The 15,919-nt window shown below is 64.1% G+C and carries 15 protein-coding genes and 1 tRNA gene; 13 read left to right on the top strand and 3 right to left on the bottom strand.

Annotated features, from left to right (window positions below):
* The first annotated feature begins 59 nt into the window (after window positions 1–59).
* The 5 genes from MSZK_RS01700 (at window position 60) to MSZK_RS01710 (ending at window position 5,939) form a co-directional block, all read left to right on the top strand.
* Window positions 60–1,436 carry a cation:dicarboxylate symporter family transporter gene (locus MSZK_RS01700; RefSeq protein ID WP_099244196.1) on the top strand — a complete coding sequence of 459 codons (1,377 nt, stop codon included), beginning with the start codon at window positions 60–62 and terminating at the stop codon, window positions 1,434–1,436.
* 351 nt (window positions 1,437–1,787) lie between these two features.
* Window positions 1,788–1,861: transfer RNA gene (locus tag MSZK_RS01705), tRNA-Leu, on the top strand.
* Window positions 1,862–2,025: 164 nt separating this feature from the next.
* Window positions 2,026–2,484, top strand: a complete 459-nt coding sequence (locus MSZK_RS31895) for a hypothetical protein (protein WP_142389832.1) — start codon at window positions 2,026–2,028, stop codon at window positions 2,482–2,484.
* A 2-nt stretch (window positions 2,485–2,486) separates the two neighbouring features.
* The gene (locus MSZK_RS31900) at window positions 2,487–4,778 is read left to right on the top strand and encodes an NACHT domain-containing NTPase (RefSeq protein WP_142389833.1); all 2,292 of its coding nucleotides are present in this window, start codon (window positions 2,487–2,489) and stop codon (window positions 4,776–4,778) included.
* 534 nt (window positions 4,779–5,312) lie between these two features.
* On the top strand, window positions 5,313–5,939 hold the full coding sequence (locus tag MSZK_RS01710; RefSeq protein WP_142389834.1) for a hypothetical protein: 627 nt from the start codon (window positions 5,313–5,315) through the stop codon (window positions 5,937–5,939).
* Window positions 5,940–6,681: 742 nt separating this feature from the next.
* Here MSZK_RS01710 and MSZK_RS01715 read toward each other — a convergent pair.
* Window positions 6,682–7,230, bottom strand: a complete 549-nt coding sequence (locus MSZK_RS01715; protein ID WP_233211067.1) for a hypothetical protein — start codon at window positions 7,228–7,230, stop codon at window positions 6,682–6,684.
* Window positions 7,231–7,491: 261 nt separating this feature from the next.
* Between MSZK_RS01715 and MSZK_RS01720 the strand changes: the two genes are divergently transcribed.
* From MSZK_RS01720 to MSZK_RS01735, 4 genes are read left to right on the top strand one after another with little or no spacing between them, the layout of a single operon-like run.
* Window positions 7,492–7,965 carry a MaoC family dehydratase gene (locus MSZK_RS01720; RefSeq protein ID WP_199203150.1) on the top strand — a complete coding sequence of 158 codons (474 nt, stop codon included), beginning with the start codon at window positions 7,492–7,494 and terminating at the stop codon, window positions 7,963–7,965.
* Between the two features lie 44 nt (window positions 7,966–8,009).
* Window positions 8,010–8,726 (top strand): alpha/beta hydrolase, encoded by a 717-nt coding sequence (locus MSZK_RS01725; RefSeq protein ID WP_099244202.1) that lies wholly within the window; start codon window positions 8,010–8,012, stop codon window positions 8,724–8,726.
* The gene (locus MSZK_RS01730; RefSeq protein WP_099244204.1) at window positions 8,726–9,394 is read left to right on the top strand and encodes a flavin reductase family protein; all 669 of its coding nucleotides are present in this window, start codon (window positions 8,726–8,728) and stop codon (window positions 9,392–9,394) included. Before MSZK_RS01725 ends, MSZK_RS01730 begins: the two co-directional genes overlap by 1 nt.
* Entirely contained in the window at window positions 9,372–10,196 is an 825-nt protein-coding gene (locus MSZK_RS01735; protein WP_099244206.1) for an alpha/beta fold hydrolase, read from the top strand. The genes MSZK_RS01730 and MSZK_RS01735 overlap by 23 nt, the downstream gene beginning before the upstream one ends.
* A gap of 10 nt (window positions 10,197–10,206) precedes the next feature.
* Here the strand turns inward: MSZK_RS01735 and MSZK_RS01740 are convergent, their stop codons facing one another.
* Entirely contained in the window at window positions 10,207–11,106 is a 900-nt protein-coding gene (locus tag MSZK_RS01740) for a LysR family transcriptional regulator (protein WP_099244208.1), read from the bottom strand.
* A 58-nt stretch (window positions 11,107–11,164) separates the two neighbouring features.
* Between MSZK_RS01740 and MSZK_RS01745 the strand changes: the two genes are divergently transcribed.
* The 3 genes from MSZK_RS01745 (at window position 11,165) to MSZK_RS01755 (ending at window position 13,321) form a co-directional block, all read left to right on the top strand.
* Window positions 11,165–12,067, top strand: a complete 903-nt coding sequence (locus MSZK_RS01745; RefSeq protein ID WP_099244210.1) for an NAD(P)-dependent oxidoreductase — start codon at window positions 11,165–11,167, stop codon at window positions 12,065–12,067.
* A 20-nt stretch (window positions 12,068–12,087) separates the two neighbouring features.
* Entirely contained in the window at window positions 12,088–12,477 is a 390-nt protein-coding gene (locus MSZK_RS01750; protein WP_099244212.1) for a YchJ family protein, read from the top strand.
* 64 nt (window positions 12,478–12,541) lie between these two features.
* Window positions 12,542–13,321, top strand: a complete 780-nt coding sequence (locus MSZK_RS01755) for a family 16 glycosylhydrolase (RefSeq protein WP_099244366.1) — start codon at window positions 12,542–12,544, stop codon at window positions 13,319–13,321.
* 120 nt (window positions 13,322–13,441) lie between these two features.
* Here the strand turns inward: MSZK_RS01755 and MSZK_RS01760 are convergent, their stop codons facing one another.
* The gene (locus MSZK_RS01760) at window positions 13,442–14,173 is read right to left on the bottom strand and encodes a hypothetical protein (protein WP_099244214.1); all 732 of its coding nucleotides are present in this window, start codon (window positions 14,171–14,173) and stop codon (window positions 13,442–13,444) included.
* A gap of 372 nt (window positions 14,174–14,545) precedes the next feature.
* Between MSZK_RS01760 and gjpA the strand changes: the two genes are divergently transcribed.
* A complete protein-coding gene (gjpA, locus tag MSZK_RS01765; RefSeq protein ID WP_099244216.1) occupies window positions 14,546–15,775 on the top strand; it encodes an outer membrane porin GjpA in 1,230 nt (409 codons plus the stop codon).
* Window positions 15,776–15,919: the final 144 nt, after the last annotated feature.

Below are 15,919 nucleotides of genomic sequence, written 5' to 3' on the forward strand. Positions count from 1 at the left end.
CACGTGCTGGGTAACCATCCTTACAGACGCTCGACTGCTGAACCGGAAGGAAACCGCTCATGACCACGGTTGTGGATCGTCCAGGAGGCGATGACAAGCCCGAACTGCGTAAGCGCCGGGATCGCACGCACTGGCTGTACATCGCGGTCATCGCCGCGGTCGTCGGCGGGGTGATCGTCGGCCTGGTGGCTCCATCGGTGGGCAAGGAGGTCGGCGTCCTGGGCACGATGTTCGTCAGCCTGATCAAGATGATGATCGTCCCGGTGATCTTCTGCACGATCGTGCTGGGAATCGGGTCGGTGCGCAAAGCCGCCACCGTCGGCAAGGTCGGCGGGTTGGCGTTCGGCTACTTCCTGGTGATGTCGACGATCGCGCTGGGCATCGGCCTGGTGGTCGGCAATCTGCTGCATCCGGGCAGCAGCCTCAAGCTGTCGGACACGACGGCGGCCAAGGGTGCCGAATTGGCCGAAAAGGCGCATGAGTCGGGCGGTTTGATGGACTTCATCCAGCACATCATCCCGACGTCGCTGTTCTCGTCGCTGACCGACGGCAACGTGCTGCAGGGGTTGTTCGTGGCGCTGCTGGTCGGCTTCGCGTTGCAGGCGATGGGCACCAAGGGTGAGCCGATTCTGCGCGGGGTGGAGCACCTGCAGCGGCTGGTGTTCAAGGTGTTGTCAATGATCCTGTGGCTGGCGCCGATTGGCGCGTTCGGGGCAATGGCCAACGTGGTGGGCCAGACCGGGTGGAGTGCCGTGACGAACCTGCTGGTGCTGATGCTGGGCTTCTATCTGACGTGTGTGGTGTTCGTGTTCGGGGTCCTCGGTGCGCTGCTGCGGATGGTGTCGGGGGTGTCGATCTTCCGGCTGGTGCGTTACCTGGCCCGGGAGTACCTGCTGATCTTCGCGACGTCGTCGTCGGAGTCGGCGCTGCCCCGGCTGATCGCCAAGATGGAGCATCTGGGGGTGCAGCAGAGCACCGTGGGTGTGGTTGTGCCGACGGGATATTCGTTCAATCTGGACGGTACGGCGATCTATCTGACGATGGCGTCACTGTTCATCGCCGATGCGTTGGGCGACCCGCTGTCGGTGGGTGAGCAGATCGGTCTGCTGGTGTTCATGATCGTGGCGTCCAAGGGTGCGGCGGGGGTGAGCGGGGCCGGGCTGGCCACGCTGGCCGGCGGCCTGCAGGCGCACCGGCCCGAACTGCTGGACGGGGTGGGGTTGATCGTCGGGATCGACCGGTTCATGTCCGAGGCGCGCGCGGTCACCAACTTCTCCGGCAACGCGGTGGCCACCCTGCTGGTCGGTTCGTGGACCAAGACGGTGGACATGGCCAAGGTCGACGGGGTGCTGTCGGGTCGCGACCCGTTCGACGAGGTCACCATGCTCGACGACGGTCACGCGCCGGCCGCGCAGAAGGAGGCGGTCGCCGCCTGAATTCCCAGCTCACGACACCCCGGGCGGCCCCTTCCCCCGGGGTGTCGTGCTGGGGGTAGAGACGGAAAAAGCCCGGCTGTCGGGGGGTCCGCCGGGCCTTTCCGCGACTGGGGCCGAAGCCCAACACGTCGCTCCTCCACCATAGCGCATGATCGTGAGTGCGCTACCTGTCGCAAGCGTCAAAACTGTGAATTGACAATGCTTTTGGTCAGCACCTTCTGTGTATTGCATTTGTGGCTGTGCTGGTGGCGGCCGGTGGGCTAGGGTGCCGCGACCCGCGGGGGCGGGGCGGTGAACCAAAGCTTGACGCGGCACACGCTAACGTCAATACCGCGCCGATCGCCCGGTGCCGCCCCCATAGCCCAATTGGCAGAGGCAGCGGACTTAAAATCCGCACAGTGTGAGTTCGAGTCTCACTGGGGGCACCGAATAAGTGCTGGTAGAGGCAGGTTTTTGATTCGAACACTCGACCGGCTGGCCGCGCCGGAACCATCCGCGTCAGCGGCGCGTCAGCCATCAGTTGACTTATGTCTGTTCGGCGCGACGTAGCTTCCCAAATTTGTCGGCCCGGTATGGCAGCATCCACGGCGTGGATCCCGTATCAATCGTCGTCGCCGCTGTAGCGCTTGGAGCGCAAGAAGGCATCCGCGACACCGTGTCGACTGCAGTCAAGGACGCGTACACGTTCCTCAAGCGACTCATCGCAGACCGGTACAAGGGCGTCGATCCCAGCGCGGTGGAAAGCAAGCCAACGTCGAAAGCAAAGCGTGAGTCCCTCGAGGAAGATCTCATCGACGCAGGCGCTGGCGAGGATGCTGAGTTGCTGTCAGCTGCACAGAAGTTGATCGAGGCAGTCCGGACCACTGCCCCAGCGGCCGGGGCGGCTATCGGTGTTGATCTTGAGGACCTTGAAGCGGAAGCTCTTCGGATCCAGAGGGTGCGATCCGAAGGCGGCGCGGTACGCGTCCGTGGGGCAAAAGTAGCTGGGCCGGTCGAGATAAGCGATATTAATTCTGGGCCGCAGGGTTCAACTTCAAACCCTCAGTAGGCGTGACAGCGCCGGGGGGACTCGCTGTCACGCCCACAGTTCAGGTATCGCACAGCACCATTGGAGGCGATCTAAACTTCACGGTGCCTGAGTCCTCCATGTACGAGGCATTGGGGCGACCCGAATATCTCTTAAGGGAACTTGCGGCATCGAACGCACGTATTGCGGGGCGACGATCTGGTGCAGGCCTCACTGATGCGCAGATTGGCCGGATTCAGCACATTCTTCCGGCGGTCCCGCGCGAATTAATCACGTTCGAAAGCGGAGGTATCCGGGTCCTGGTCGGTCCGCTTGGTTCAGGGAAGTCTGATATCGCTGAGGGGTGGCTACAGGTCGCTGCCACTGCTGCGCAACAGAATGCCGACGCGCGCGTTCCGGTGTGGGTGTCTATTGATGACCTGGAGTCATCGCTGGAACGCCACATACTGAGAGCCATCGGCATGCCGGCGCTCGAAACTGCGGGTGCTGACATCGTGGTGGACGGGCTGGACGAGCGTTCAGACCGTGCCGGAACCGTTGCAATGCAAGTCAGCTCGTTAGTACATCGATGGCCACGATGCCGCGTGCTGTTGACGTCGCGCGCCGTGGACGGATTTCCCGAAAATGTGCGCGTGGAGGTCCGCCCCCTGCGCAAATCCCAAGCGGCACAGTTGATAAGTCTTGTCGCTGGCGGCCCGGTGGACGATCTAAGTAGTCAACTTGAGGAGTCTGTCGAGCGCCCGCTGTTTGCGTTGCTAGTCGGCCAGTCCTCGGTGTCCGGACAAGTGACAACGATGGCGGAGGTGCTCGATCTTGTTGTCGCGAGGGTCGTTTCTGCGCGGGGTCAGAGTCTGTACACGAGTCTTCGCCAGCTAGCAGTACATACTGTCACAGCTGGGCGTTCCGTCGACCCTGAGTCGTTCACGAGTTTTGATGTAGCTGTTGAACTCCGTCGGTCGCCATTCGTGGTCACTGTCGGCGGGAAATGCTCATTTGGACTTGCAACATTCGAACAATGGTTTGCGGCCAAGGCGCTCCTTGAAGGTGTCGTACAAATTGACGAAATCCTTAGCGACCTTAATTCGTTCAGTAGGTGGAAGTACGTACTGTCGTTAGTTCTTGGATCCGGTGATCCATCACGCGTCGACGGGCTAATGTCGAAAATTGCGCGTTGGAATCCAGGCGCGGCGGCTTGGCTCATCAAAGAAACGTCAAGAGGTGGACTAGTCCGCAATCGGTCTACTGAGTACAACTTTGATTGGCTAACGACAGGCAATCGAATTCGACTTGCGGTGGCGTCGCTTCTCGACGGTCTAGGACCGCTCTCCGCTGCATTCAACCCGTTTCGCGTTACGGGCATTGAGGAATTCGACCGGTTTTCGTTAGCAGTGCAAGCGGGACCGGATCGAATAAATGCGACTTGGTTGATTGCCGACGAAGTGCCGGGCGCGCCCTTGAACGCCGTGGAGGATGCGAGCAATAGAGAGCTGCTGACCGGGATGAATCGATCGTTTTTCATGCAGCAGTTCCCTCTACCGCCATCTCGAAACTGGGTTTGGGAAGCTGCCATGAAGGTCATATCGAGCGATTTGAGCAGCAATTTTACGGCCGTCGCGGTTGATGCGGCCACGGCCGTGGATGGTATCGCGCGTGCCGAACAAGAATCGGCTCGGCAGCGGAGGCTGCAACCGTATGATCCCAGTGCTCCAGGCCGCTCAACGTATGAAGACCTCTATCCGGGACCTGATCGTCCGCCAGTAGTGGAAGACGGCTCCTGGCCAACCTTCTCGACTAATGTCCTCTTGAGCCGCGTTACGGCGATTGTGCGTGCTCAGACAGATTGCTATCTGCAAGTATGCGACTCCGTCGCTCCGAGGTTCGGGGATACCCTCGCTCATCGTGGGTTAATGCCTTTCGAATTTTATGCTTCACTACACGTAAAGCCTCCCGAGTTCGGAGAATCGCTCTCTTACGACGGTGCTGTATTCTCGTCGATTCAGTGGGCATTAATTCCGACGGGGATGACCTTGCCGAATGGGGAACGGCACGGACAGAATACAATAAATATTGCCGTGAACGATGACACCCGTTTTGGGAACCTCGATGAAAAGCTTGATGCGCTAGCCGAGCCCTTTAAGCGTTATCTATTGACTAATCCTGCATACGAGCCCTTCGCTGATTCGTTCAGCATCACGCATGGTGCTCTTGGAATATTCGATACCAAACCAGCAATACACTCGGCGCTCGAATGGCTATGGGATGACTTGAAAAATCTCGGCTGGGTGTCCGGCTTTATGCCGAACGACAAATCCTAGAACTTGGCGACGGCGACATTGCGCATCGCTGTCGTGCAGCCAGTCAGTCATGAACTGCTCGGCTTGCGCGGGCCTCAATTGGAAGAGCGTGCTGAGGGTGTGCGCTACACCGAGCAGCGTGTGGTGATCCTGAATCGCGCCTGGTCGTTCGTTTTCTCTTATGGACATGTAGCTCAACTCTTTCCGTGCTGGACCTGGGGACTGAGTGAGCGCTCGATGAACCACACTAGCGTCAAAGATAACCAGCGTCGAGTGGGCAATGCCCCTACCTGGGTTAATGAGCCGTGGTGCAAAGACCTACAGTTTGCTGTGGAGTCCCAACAAGCAGCGTCTGTTGTTGGCGAGTTTTCTATCAGCGCAGATGTACTAGAACGTGTTCTAAAACGGCTACTTATGCGTGCCCGTGCATGGTTGCCGAGAAAATTTCTACGCCATACCTGGCGGCGGGGATGGACGCGATTCTCTGGTGCGTGCCTTGTGCGAGTGACTGCTGATTGGACGTGCTGCGACGATCTGAGCCATTACGATCCCGCCATGACACCGGTCGAAAGACCTTCGCCCACCGAGGTGCATAAGTATCTCAGCAAGTGGCGAGCGGGGGATAACGAGCGACTTGATGCCGCTCTAAGGACTCTGTTCCAGACGATGCCCCACAACACCGATGTGGGCGAGGTCGCGGTCAAGGTGGCAGCGCTGAACGGTCTCTACGGAACCGGCATCTGGGCCGTGTGGGACCTGGCAAAGCACATTGCAACTTTGGACATCGACGCCAAGCTCGCCGAGCCCACGATCAATGCCAACCTCGTTGCACACATCGCACACTTCGAGATCAAACGCAAAGTACGACACAACTATTCATTTGCAACCAAGTATTGCTCTTTCCACAGACCGGACCTCTACCCGATCTACGACTCCCTTGTGCACAAGATGCTCAACACCTTTCTGCAGCAATACGAACCGTTCGACACCTTCGTGCGCGGCGAACACTGGCGAACCGACCCCGCGACCTGCGCAGGAATCTCGCGCAATTACGCAGTCTGGTGCAGGTCGACTAAGCACTTCCGCAAGCACTACGGTCTTGAGGCATTCTCAATCCGGGACATCGACAAGTACCTTTGGACGCTGGCCAAAGAACGGCAAGCCATGCGCCACCACGCCTAGCGCGATGTCAGTAACCTTCGTGCGGACGGCTCGCGTCAGCGCCGTGTCAGCACACTCGCGCCGACCTGCCGAAATGGGCAAAGTCTCAACAGATCGGATCTAACGCCGTGGAAGCGATACTCACGTATTCTGAACTGGGCATTAGATCCGAAATAACGCGCCTGCAGACCGCTACAGCAACTCTAATCGAACACGGGACTCCGACTTAAAATCCGCCAAGTGTCGGTTCGAGTCCGACTGGGGGCACCATTATTCTCCCAGTTCAGGCGCGGTTTTTGGCCACCGCCGACGCGAGGGGAGTGAGGACCACCACCCCGCGGCGGCGCCGGCAGTCCAGGCACGTCCCCCGATCGACGGACGGCGAGTTCCTCCGGCGGTCGATCCCATCGGTGGACTGTGCGGTCGCGGGGTGGCGTCGCAGGATTTGGTTAAGGGGTTTCTCATGGGGAACGGCCAGGAGAGAAGGACAGATCGGTGAGCTCATCGGCGACGAAGCGGGCGGGATTTCTGCTGACCGCGCTGGCGGCGGGTGCCTTGAGTCTGGGCGTCGGCGCACCGGTGGCCAATGCCCGTCAGGGATGTCCCTTGGGATACCACCCAAGCCCCGATAACCCCGCACAATGCGTTGAGAATGGGACCTCTGGATTGGGGGGAAAATGCAATCCGGGACAACACGATTGGTACGACCCGCGCACCCAGCTGTGGAATCCCTGCTGACGGTGGCGCGTAACCGCCGCCGACCTCAGTCCGGGTAGCCCAGGCTCCAGCCACGATAAATCCAGCCGTTCCCCACGTGTGGGCTGGGCAGGATCTGAATGTTGTGCCCGTCGCCGTATCCGCGCTTGAGCCCTTGGACGCCGCCGGAGATGTACGTACCGTCGCCGCGAGCGATGTCGATGTGGGCGCCGTAGGGGCTCTTGGAAAACACAAGTGCACCCCGCGGCGCATCCATGTAGGTGTGAATCTGACCCTCTCGAAGCAGCGTCTGGTACATGGTCTCGGCGGCGCCGTCCCATCCGTACTGAGCCTGCGACACGTCGTACGCGTAGGCCACGAAGGCTTCGCATCCCCAGGGGCCGAACATGTCTGACCCGAGCGCACGTTCGGCCTTGGCGATCGCTGCATCGGCCCCGGGGATGGCCGCTTCGGCCCCGGGGATGGGGTCGGCGGGCCCAAGGACGGGGTCGGCGGAGACACGGGGTGCACAGACCAGCGCTGCAGCAAGCAGGGTGGCAGAAAACAACGAACACAAGCGGACGTTCAACTGGTGGCTCCGTTCCGCGACAAACATGATGGCCTCGTCAGTGGGGCCGCGACTCGATCGGCTCGAGCGAGGGTGCAACTCTCGCCACAGATAAGTTAGCGGCTCGTTCAGGTTTTGTTCAGATACCCATGACGCGACGGTCGAAACTACTGGTCAGTGCCCGACCGATTGGCAACGCCTATGGCAGCTCGCGGGCTTTCCGATTGGACATCACCAGCTGATGTCGGCAGCGTGGAGGAGTCATCAATGCGGTCAGCGTCGACCGGCTCGTCCGAAGGAGACCGCTGCGTGCCGCACTCGGAGTTCTCGGCCGACCAGTTCACCCTCGTAGAGCCCAGGACATTCGGCCAGCTCCAGGTCGGCGAGATCTTTCGCGCACCCAGCCGGACCGTCACCGACGCGCACGCCTCGGCGTTTCAGGCGGTGTCGGCCGACAACCACCCGGTGCACTACGACGTTGAGTGGGCACGCGCGCACGGCCACGTCGCCCCGGTGGTGCACGGCCTGCAGGTGCTGGCATTCACCGCTCCCGGCGCCACGCTCTTCCCCCACATCATCGGCGAGGTGTTCGTCAGCTTCGAAACCGTGTCCTGCCGATTCCTGGCCGAAGTCCACTCCGGTGACACGTTGTACCCGCAGCTCGAGATCACCGCGTTGACGGACGCCGGCGACCTGGGCCGGGTGACCACCGCGGCGACCGTGCACAATCAGCGAGGCGAACTGGTGCTCGACGGACAGCACACCTACTTGCTGCGGCGCTGAGACGACATTGATCCGGATTCCGCACCACCAAGGAGTTGCACACCATGCCCCAACCGACCGTCGTCCTGGTCCACGGTGCGTTTGCCGATGCGTCCACCTACGCCCCGGTCACCAAAGCTCTTCTCGATAAGGGCCTTTCGGTGCTGGCGCCCGCGGTGCCGAATCGCAGCCTGCTCGGCGACGCGCGCGAAATCCGGTTCGCCGTCGACCAGATCGACGGTCCCGTCCTGCTGGTCGGGCATTCCTACGGTGGTGCCGTCATCACGGTGGCCGGTGCCGCCGACAACGTCGTGGGCCTGGTGTACTTGGCCGGCTACGCACTGGAGGAGGGCGAGAGCCTCGGCGAATTGCAGGGCCGGTTTCCGGACTCCGAACTGCCGGCTGCGCTGGTGCAGACCGACGTGCCCGCATCGGTTTCCGGCGAGGCCCGAGTCGATGTCACGGTGGTACCGGAGCGCTTCGGACCGGTGATCGGAGCCGATGTCGAGGCAGAACTGATTGCGACACTGGCAGTTTCGCAACGTCCGCTGGCTGCCGCCGCCTTCACCGAACCTGCGCCCATCGCGGCCTGGCGGTCGAGGTCCTCCTGGGCCGTGGTCGCCGGCGCCGACCACGCGATCAACCCGGAGGTGCAACGGTTCGGGTATCACCGAGCCGGTGCGATCATCACCGAGGTCGATTCGTCGCACCTGGTGATGCTGTCCCACCCCGACGAGGTCGCCGCCGTGATCGGCGCGGCGGTCGCGGCGGTCACCGACTGATGGCGGCCAAGGACACACATTTCTACCGAACCGTCGACGGGCACGGGCTGCCGCACGATCCGTTCAACGCCATCGTCGGGCCGCGCCCGATCGGCTGGATCTCCACCCGCGGAGCTGACGGCATCGCCAACCTGGCGCCCTACAGCTTCTTCAACGCGTTCAGCTACACCCCGCCGCTGATCGGGTTCTCGTCGATCGGCTGGAAGGACACCGTGGCCAACGTCGAGGCAACCGGTGAGTTCGTCTGGAATCTGGCCACCCGCCCCTTGGCCGAGGCGATGAATCTGACGTCGGCTTCCGTCGCGTCCGCTGTGGACGAATTCGCTTGCAGCGGTGTGACAGCCGAGCCGAGTCGATTGATCAGCGCACCCCGGGTGGCGGAGAGCCCGGTGAACTTCGAATGCCGACTGAGCCAGCTCATCCGTCTCACCGATGTCGAGGGCCGCGAATCGGCGAGCTGGTTGGTGGTCGGACAGGTGGTCGCCGTCCACATCGACCGGACACTGTTGGTGGACGGCATCTACGACACCGCTGCCGCCCAACCGATTCTGCGCGCCGGGGGACCGGCTGCCTACGCCGCCATCACCCCCGACGCGATGTTCAGCATGACCAGACCCGACGACCGACCGAACCTCAAGGAGCGCCATGCCGACCATCACCACCAATGACGGCGTCGAGATCTACTACAAGGACTGGGGTTCGGGAGCGCCCATCGTGTTCAGCCACGGCTGGCCGCTGTCCTCTGACGACTGGGACGCTCAACTGATGTTCTTCGCCAACCACGGCTACCGGGTCGTGGCTCATGACCGGCGTGGGCACGGACGCTCGGAGCAGGTGGCCGACGGCCACGACATGGATCACTACGCCGACGACCTCGCCGCGCTGGTCAGCCACCTCGATCTGCACGATGCGGTGCACGTCGGGCACTCGACCGGCGGCGGCGAGGTGGTCCGGTATCTGGCCCGGCACGGTGAAGACCGCGCCGCCAAAGCGGCGCTGATCGCCGCCGTGCCGCCGTTGATGGTGCAGACCGACGCCAACCCCGGCGGCCTGCCGAAGTCGGTGTTCGACGACTTCCAGGTGCAGGTCGCGACCCGGCGTTCCGAGTTCTACCGGGAGGTCGCCGCCGGGCCGTTCTACGGATTCAACCGCGACGGAGCCCAATTCTCCGAGGCCGTCGTCGCGAACTGGTGGCGCCAGGGCATGACCGGCGGGGCGAAGGCCCATTACGACGGCGTGGTGGCGTTCTCGCAGACCGATTTCACCGACGACCTCAAGCGGATAACGATCCCGGTTCTGGTCATGCACGGCGACGACGACCAGATCGTGCCCTACGCCGACGCAGGCCCGCTGTCGGCGGCTCTGTTGCCCAACGGTGCGCTCAAGACGTACGCGGGCTTCCCGCACGGGATGCCCACCACCCACGCCGAGACCATCAACGCCGACCTTCTCGAATTCATCCGATCCTGACGAGGCCGGTTCACGCCGATTCGCGGGCCGCGGTGCTGAATTCCTTCCAGATGCCGAAGAAAGCCTGGGTGGCCGCGTTGGGCTCGATGTCGTTGCGCCACACCAGGATTTTCTCGAACTCGACCGGCGGTGTCAGCGTGCGGATCACGAGGTCGGGGCAATCCCGCAGGGCCGGATCGGAATCCGCGCAGACCGCCACGCCGACCCCTTGCCGGGCAAACGCAATCTGCAGCCGAACGTCGTTGGCGACGTAGTTGACGGTGACCTGGGCTCCGCTCTCGGCGATAGCCGCGTCGAGTCGTGACCGCAGGGCGCTCGAGCTCGGGTAGGTGATCACCGGTTGGCCGGCGAGCGCGCAGAGCGCAACCGGACCGTCGAAGCAGAAGGCGGCCGGGTCGAAGACGGCCACCAAGCAGCCGGAGAACATCGGCGCACTCGCAATCGTGGCGGGCAGCGTTCCGTGCGGGCGGGCGATCACCGCCGCGTGTAGCCGTCCCTGTACCACCATCTCCAGCAGTGGCGTGCTCGTCGCCTCGGTGAGGTGCACGTCGATGCCGGGGTGGGCCTTGCGGAGCGCGCCGAGCAGCGCCGGAATGGCGGTGTTCTCGACGCCGCCGCCGGTCCCGAACCGAAACTCTCCGCGAAGCAGACCGGCGCGGGCGGAGAACTCAGCCTTGGCGTTCTCGGCTGCCGCCAGGCATTGCCGGGCATAGGGCAGGAGAATGTGGCCGCCGTCGGTGAGCGTCACACTGCGCGCGGCGCGGTCGAACAGCGCCTCGCCCAGTTCGCGTTCGAGCGCATTGATCTGACCACTGATGGTCGGCTGCGTGACGTGGCAGCGCTGCGCCGCGCGGGTGAACGACAGCTCGTCCGCCACGGCGACGAAGTACTCCAAACTGCGAAGGTCCATGGGTCAAGGATGGCCCAATCCCGACATCACGAGCCGTCCAACTGCCTACCATCAGCCGATGCGCGGATCCAAAATCTTGATCACCGGGGCAACCGGCCAGGTCGGCGTCCCCGTCGCCATGGCTCTGGCAGCCGACAACGAGGTGTGGGGACTGGCCCGCTTCACCGATTCCGCGGCGCGCGAGCGTCTCGAGAAGGCCGGCGTCCGCTGCGAGAGCGCCAACATGGCGGCCGGTGACTTCACCGGGGTACCGACCGACTTCGATTACGTCCTGAACCTGGCGGTGGCCAAGAGCGGCCGATGGGACAAGGACCTCGCTGCCAACGCCGAGTCGGCCGGGCTGTTGATGGCCCACTGCCGCGACGCCAAGGCGTTCCTGCATTGTTCCTCCGGCGCCGTCTACGACCCGCCGGATGACCAACCCAGGACCGAACGCACCGCGTACGGCGACAACCACAAGCCTCTGCTGCCCACGTATTCCATCACCAAGATCGCCGGGGAGGTCGTGGTCGCGACCATGGCCCGCGCGCTCGGCGTACCGGCCACCATCGCCCGGCTCAACGTCCCCTACGGCAACAACGGCGGCTGGCCACTGTTCCAGTTCGAGATGATGCTCGCTGACTCGCCCATCGCCGTTCCGCCCGGCGGGCCTGCCGTCTACAACCCGATCCACGAGGACGACATCATCGCGATGATCCCGAAACTGCTTGAGGTGGCGTCGGTTCCGGTGACCACCGTCAACTGGGGCGGAGACCAGTTCGTCAGCATCCAGGAATGGTGTGGCTACCTCGGCTCGCTGGTCGGCAAGGAGCCGGTCTTCGAGGAAAGCGATCAGGCGCTGCGCGGGAACCCGTTGGACGTCACCAAGATGCACGACCTGATCGGGGGAACCACCGTCGACTGGCGGGACGGCATGCGCCGCATGGCAGCGACCTTCCACCCGGACTTGGTCGCCCCCTAGCCGCTCGGCACACTGACGGAGTGCAACCCACCGAAGCATGCCCTTGCGGCTCCGGCACGGCATTCGGTCGCTGCTGCCTTCCGCTGCACCGCGGCGAAAGCCAGGCGAGCACCGCCGAACAGTTGATGCGCTCCCGGTACAGCGCCTATGCCGTCGGCGATCTCGACTACGTCTGGCAGACCTGGCACCCGCGCACCAGGCCCGACGCACTGGCTCCCGCCGACGATCTGACCTGGACCGGGCTGGACATCGTCGGCACCGTCGACGGTCAGCCGGGGGACCAGGCCGGCGAGGTGGAATTCCGCGCGCGGTACCGGCAAGGCCGACACCAGCGCGTGCTGCACGAGAGGTCGCGATTCGCGGTCCGGGCTCGACGATGGTTCTACGTCGACGGGGACCTATTCGGCTGACCGACACCCCCGAACCGATTGATCGCATTATCGTCTAGCCGTGCCGGAATTCGATCGTCGCGCCATGATGCTGATGTCGGGGCTGGGCCTGCTGGCCGCCGCCATGCCGCTCCCGACCGCGCAGGCCGAGGCGCCGTACATCTTTCAGGACAACTTCGACGGGCCGGCGGGCTCGGCGCCCAACCCGGCGAACTGGTCGGTGCAGAACTGGCAGGACGACGTCTGGCCGCCGGTCGAGAGCCAGTACCGCGACGATCGGCGCAACGTCTTCCTCGACGGCAACTCGAACCTGGTGCTCCTGGCCACCCGCGAAGACGACCAATACTTCAGCGGCAAGGTGCGGGGGAACTGGCGAGTTCCGATGGGCCACACCTGGGAAGCGCGCGCCAAACTCGACTGCCTGACCTCGGGAGCCTGGCCCGCGTACTGGGCCGTCAACGAAGACCCGCTGCCCGACGGCGAGGTCGACATCTTCGAGTTCTACGGCAACCGCACGTGGGCCCCCGGCACCACGGTGCACGCCGCCTCCAACGGGAAGACTTGGGAGAGCAAGCCGATCGCCGGGCTGATCGACGGCGCCTGGCACACCTGGCGGATGCGCTGGGACGAGAACGGCTTCGCGTTCTGGCGAGACTATGTCGACGGCGCGAAGCCGTACTTCACGGTGCCGCCGAAACCCATACCGGTGCATGGCAACCCGACCGACTTGCGCTGGCCCTTCAACAATCCCGGTTACTGGATGTCGCCGATGTTCACCCTCGCGGTGGGCGGCCCCGGTGGCGGGGATCCGTCCTTGGGCACCTATCCGGCGGCAATGCTCGTCGACTGGATTCGCATCTGGTAGACCGCTGTCGGTCGGCGGCCAGACCCATCTCGATCAAGCTCACCCCCAGGACGGGAAGTAAATCCGTCCACGGTGGCGCCCGTCGACAACCCGGGCGCCACCGCGCTCGCCGGAATCCTGCTAGTTGCAGCCGCCCACTGGTGTGGTGACCACCAGGTTGTCGCCGCCGCTGGCGTCGGCGGTGGAACCGCACGACGCCGTGGCCGTGTTGTTGTTTCCGTTGCCTGCGAAGGCCACGCTGTCGGTGCCGTCCGCGGTCGCTGTGTTGCGTTCACCACCGCTCACCGTCGCGGTGCCGCCGTTCTCCGCCTCGGCGATGTTGAGCTTTCCGCCGGAAATCTTTGCGGTGCTGTTGGTTTGGGCCCGCGCGACGGCGAAGATGCCGTCTTCGGCGGTCGCGGTGCTGTTGTCGTCGGCGGAGGCCATGTTCAAGATGCCGCCGGTGGCTCTGGCGGTGCTGTTGTGGTCGGCGACCGCGACGTTGAACAGCCCACCACCGCCGGCGTAGGCGCTGCTGCCGGCACCGGCGACCGCAAGGTTGAAGCCGGGATCCGAGGTCGCCGTCGCAGAGCCGGATTGGTAGACGCTGACGCCATTGAACGACAGGGCGAAGTCGGGGGTCTGCGGCTCCGCGAACGCGCGCTTGCCCGCACTCAGGGTGGTCTTCTTGGGTCCGGGCTTGACGCTGGCGGCCGGCTTGTCGCTGGCCGAGGATTGTTTCGATGGGTTTCCGGCGCCGGTGGACGGGGCCGCCAGCGCACTCGGAGTGCCGATGCCGAGGGCGATCAGCGGCCCGCCGATGCATACCGCACAGATCTTTGCTGTTTGGGAAGGGGTGAAGCGCGTTTGCACGATGTGATCCTTAATTGCCGTGGTAGATCCCCAACCCGGCTGTGACTGTAGTCACAAAATTACGGGGAAGCAAATACCTATTCGGTTGCTGGGGTGTCGTCACCATTCGTTGCTGGTGGGCCGACTCCGTGCACGCAGGCGCAATGGTGCCGCCTCGGCCGACTGGGTGGATCGTGTGACCAGCGAAGTGTGCGGTGACGCCAGGTGTGTTGCGGTCCGTGCCACCCCACTGCCGACCCCCTTGCGAAATCGGCCGTCAGCAAGCAGCTGTGCGGAGGCGGCCGAGGTGGTCGGCCGCGAAAACGGGGGTTCGCGCGCGCGTGCTCAGCTACGGTTCTCGTGGGTCAGGGGTGACACGACGACGGAGTCGACATGCCTGCAATTCCTCGCCCCTTCATCGCAGCCGGTGTGGCGGTGGTGGGTACCAGTGCCATCGCGATGAGCCCGGTCACCGTGGCACCGCCCGTTTTGCGGGCGGCGCCGGCCGTCCACTTGACAGCGACCACCGATTGGGTGGACGTCTTCACCAGGGCCGGCGAGAGTGCCTCGGCCCTGTTCAACTCCTGGCTGGCGGCGCCGGCCCCGGTCCTGCAACAGATTCTGGCCAATCAGCAGGCCTACCTCGGCCAACTGCCCGACGTCGCCGGCATCGCCGCGCAGGTTCAGGCCAACATCGCGGCCGCACTCGCCGCCCCGCTGGCAGCCGACCTCAGCACGCTGGACACCACCCACCGAACCTTCTACCAACTGCTGCCGGCCATCGAGGCGCTGCCCGGAATCCCAGACCTGTTGCAGATCAGCATTTCTCCGACGGGCAAGCAGCTGCTGGCGCTGTCGACGACAGCGCTGAGCGGGGTACTGCTGGGCATGGCCGGTCCGGTCCTGGGGCCGCTCATCGTGTTGGCCGCCAGTCTGGAATCGGTCCGAGGCGACCTCAGCGCCGCGACTCCGGATCTGGCCGGCGCCATGAGCACCCTGGCTGACATTCCCGCGGCGATGACCGACGCGTTCCTCAACGGGGGCCAGCACGTCGACCTCACCGCGCTGATGAAAGTCGTCGGACCGGCCATCGGTGTGAGCTTCCCCAACGGTGTCCAGGTCGGCGTCGCACTCGGCGGCCTCCTGAGCCCCGGCGGCTCGGCATTCAACGCCCTCGATTTCGCCTACGACAACAACCTGCTCGATGTCCTGCATATTCACGTGCCGCTCGCGACCGGAACGCCGGTCGGGCCCATCGGGTCGATGATGGAACTGGCCAGAACCATCGCGAAGGCCATCGGGTGGCAGGGTGCCCCGAGTGTGGCCGCCGCTGCGGCCCCGGCTGGTCAGACCCCGGTTGCGCAGAAGTCGGCCCCCCAGAGCCTCGTCGCGGCCAACGAGGTGCCCCGCTCGGTATCTGATCCCGACACGGCCACGTTGAGCCGGCCGGTCACTGCGAATGCGGCCAGGACCCGGGCGCCGTTGCCGGCCAAGAGATCCGGTGCCGCGGCACAATCCAAGGCCGCCGACGCCGGGGCCAAGAGCCCCTCGGCGCCGACCGGTTCGGGCAAGGCGTCCTCGGCACGCACGAAATCGCCGGCCAAGGCCGCGGCCGCGGGTTAGCCGGCTCGGATTGCGCCCGATCCGGCGCTCCCGGGCGGAATAGGCGCTGTGTCTCGGCGCGCCAGGGCGGGGATTCACCCGGTTCGGGCGATGATACGCATGTGACTACTGATGCGAATGGGACTCAGTCGGAACCGGCAGAGG

The sequence above is a fragment of the Mycobacterium sp. shizuoka-1 genome, from assembly GCF_002723835.1.
Taxonomy (GTDB): domain Bacteria; phylum Actinomycetota; class Actinomycetes; order Mycobacteriales; family Mycobacteriaceae; genus Mycobacterium.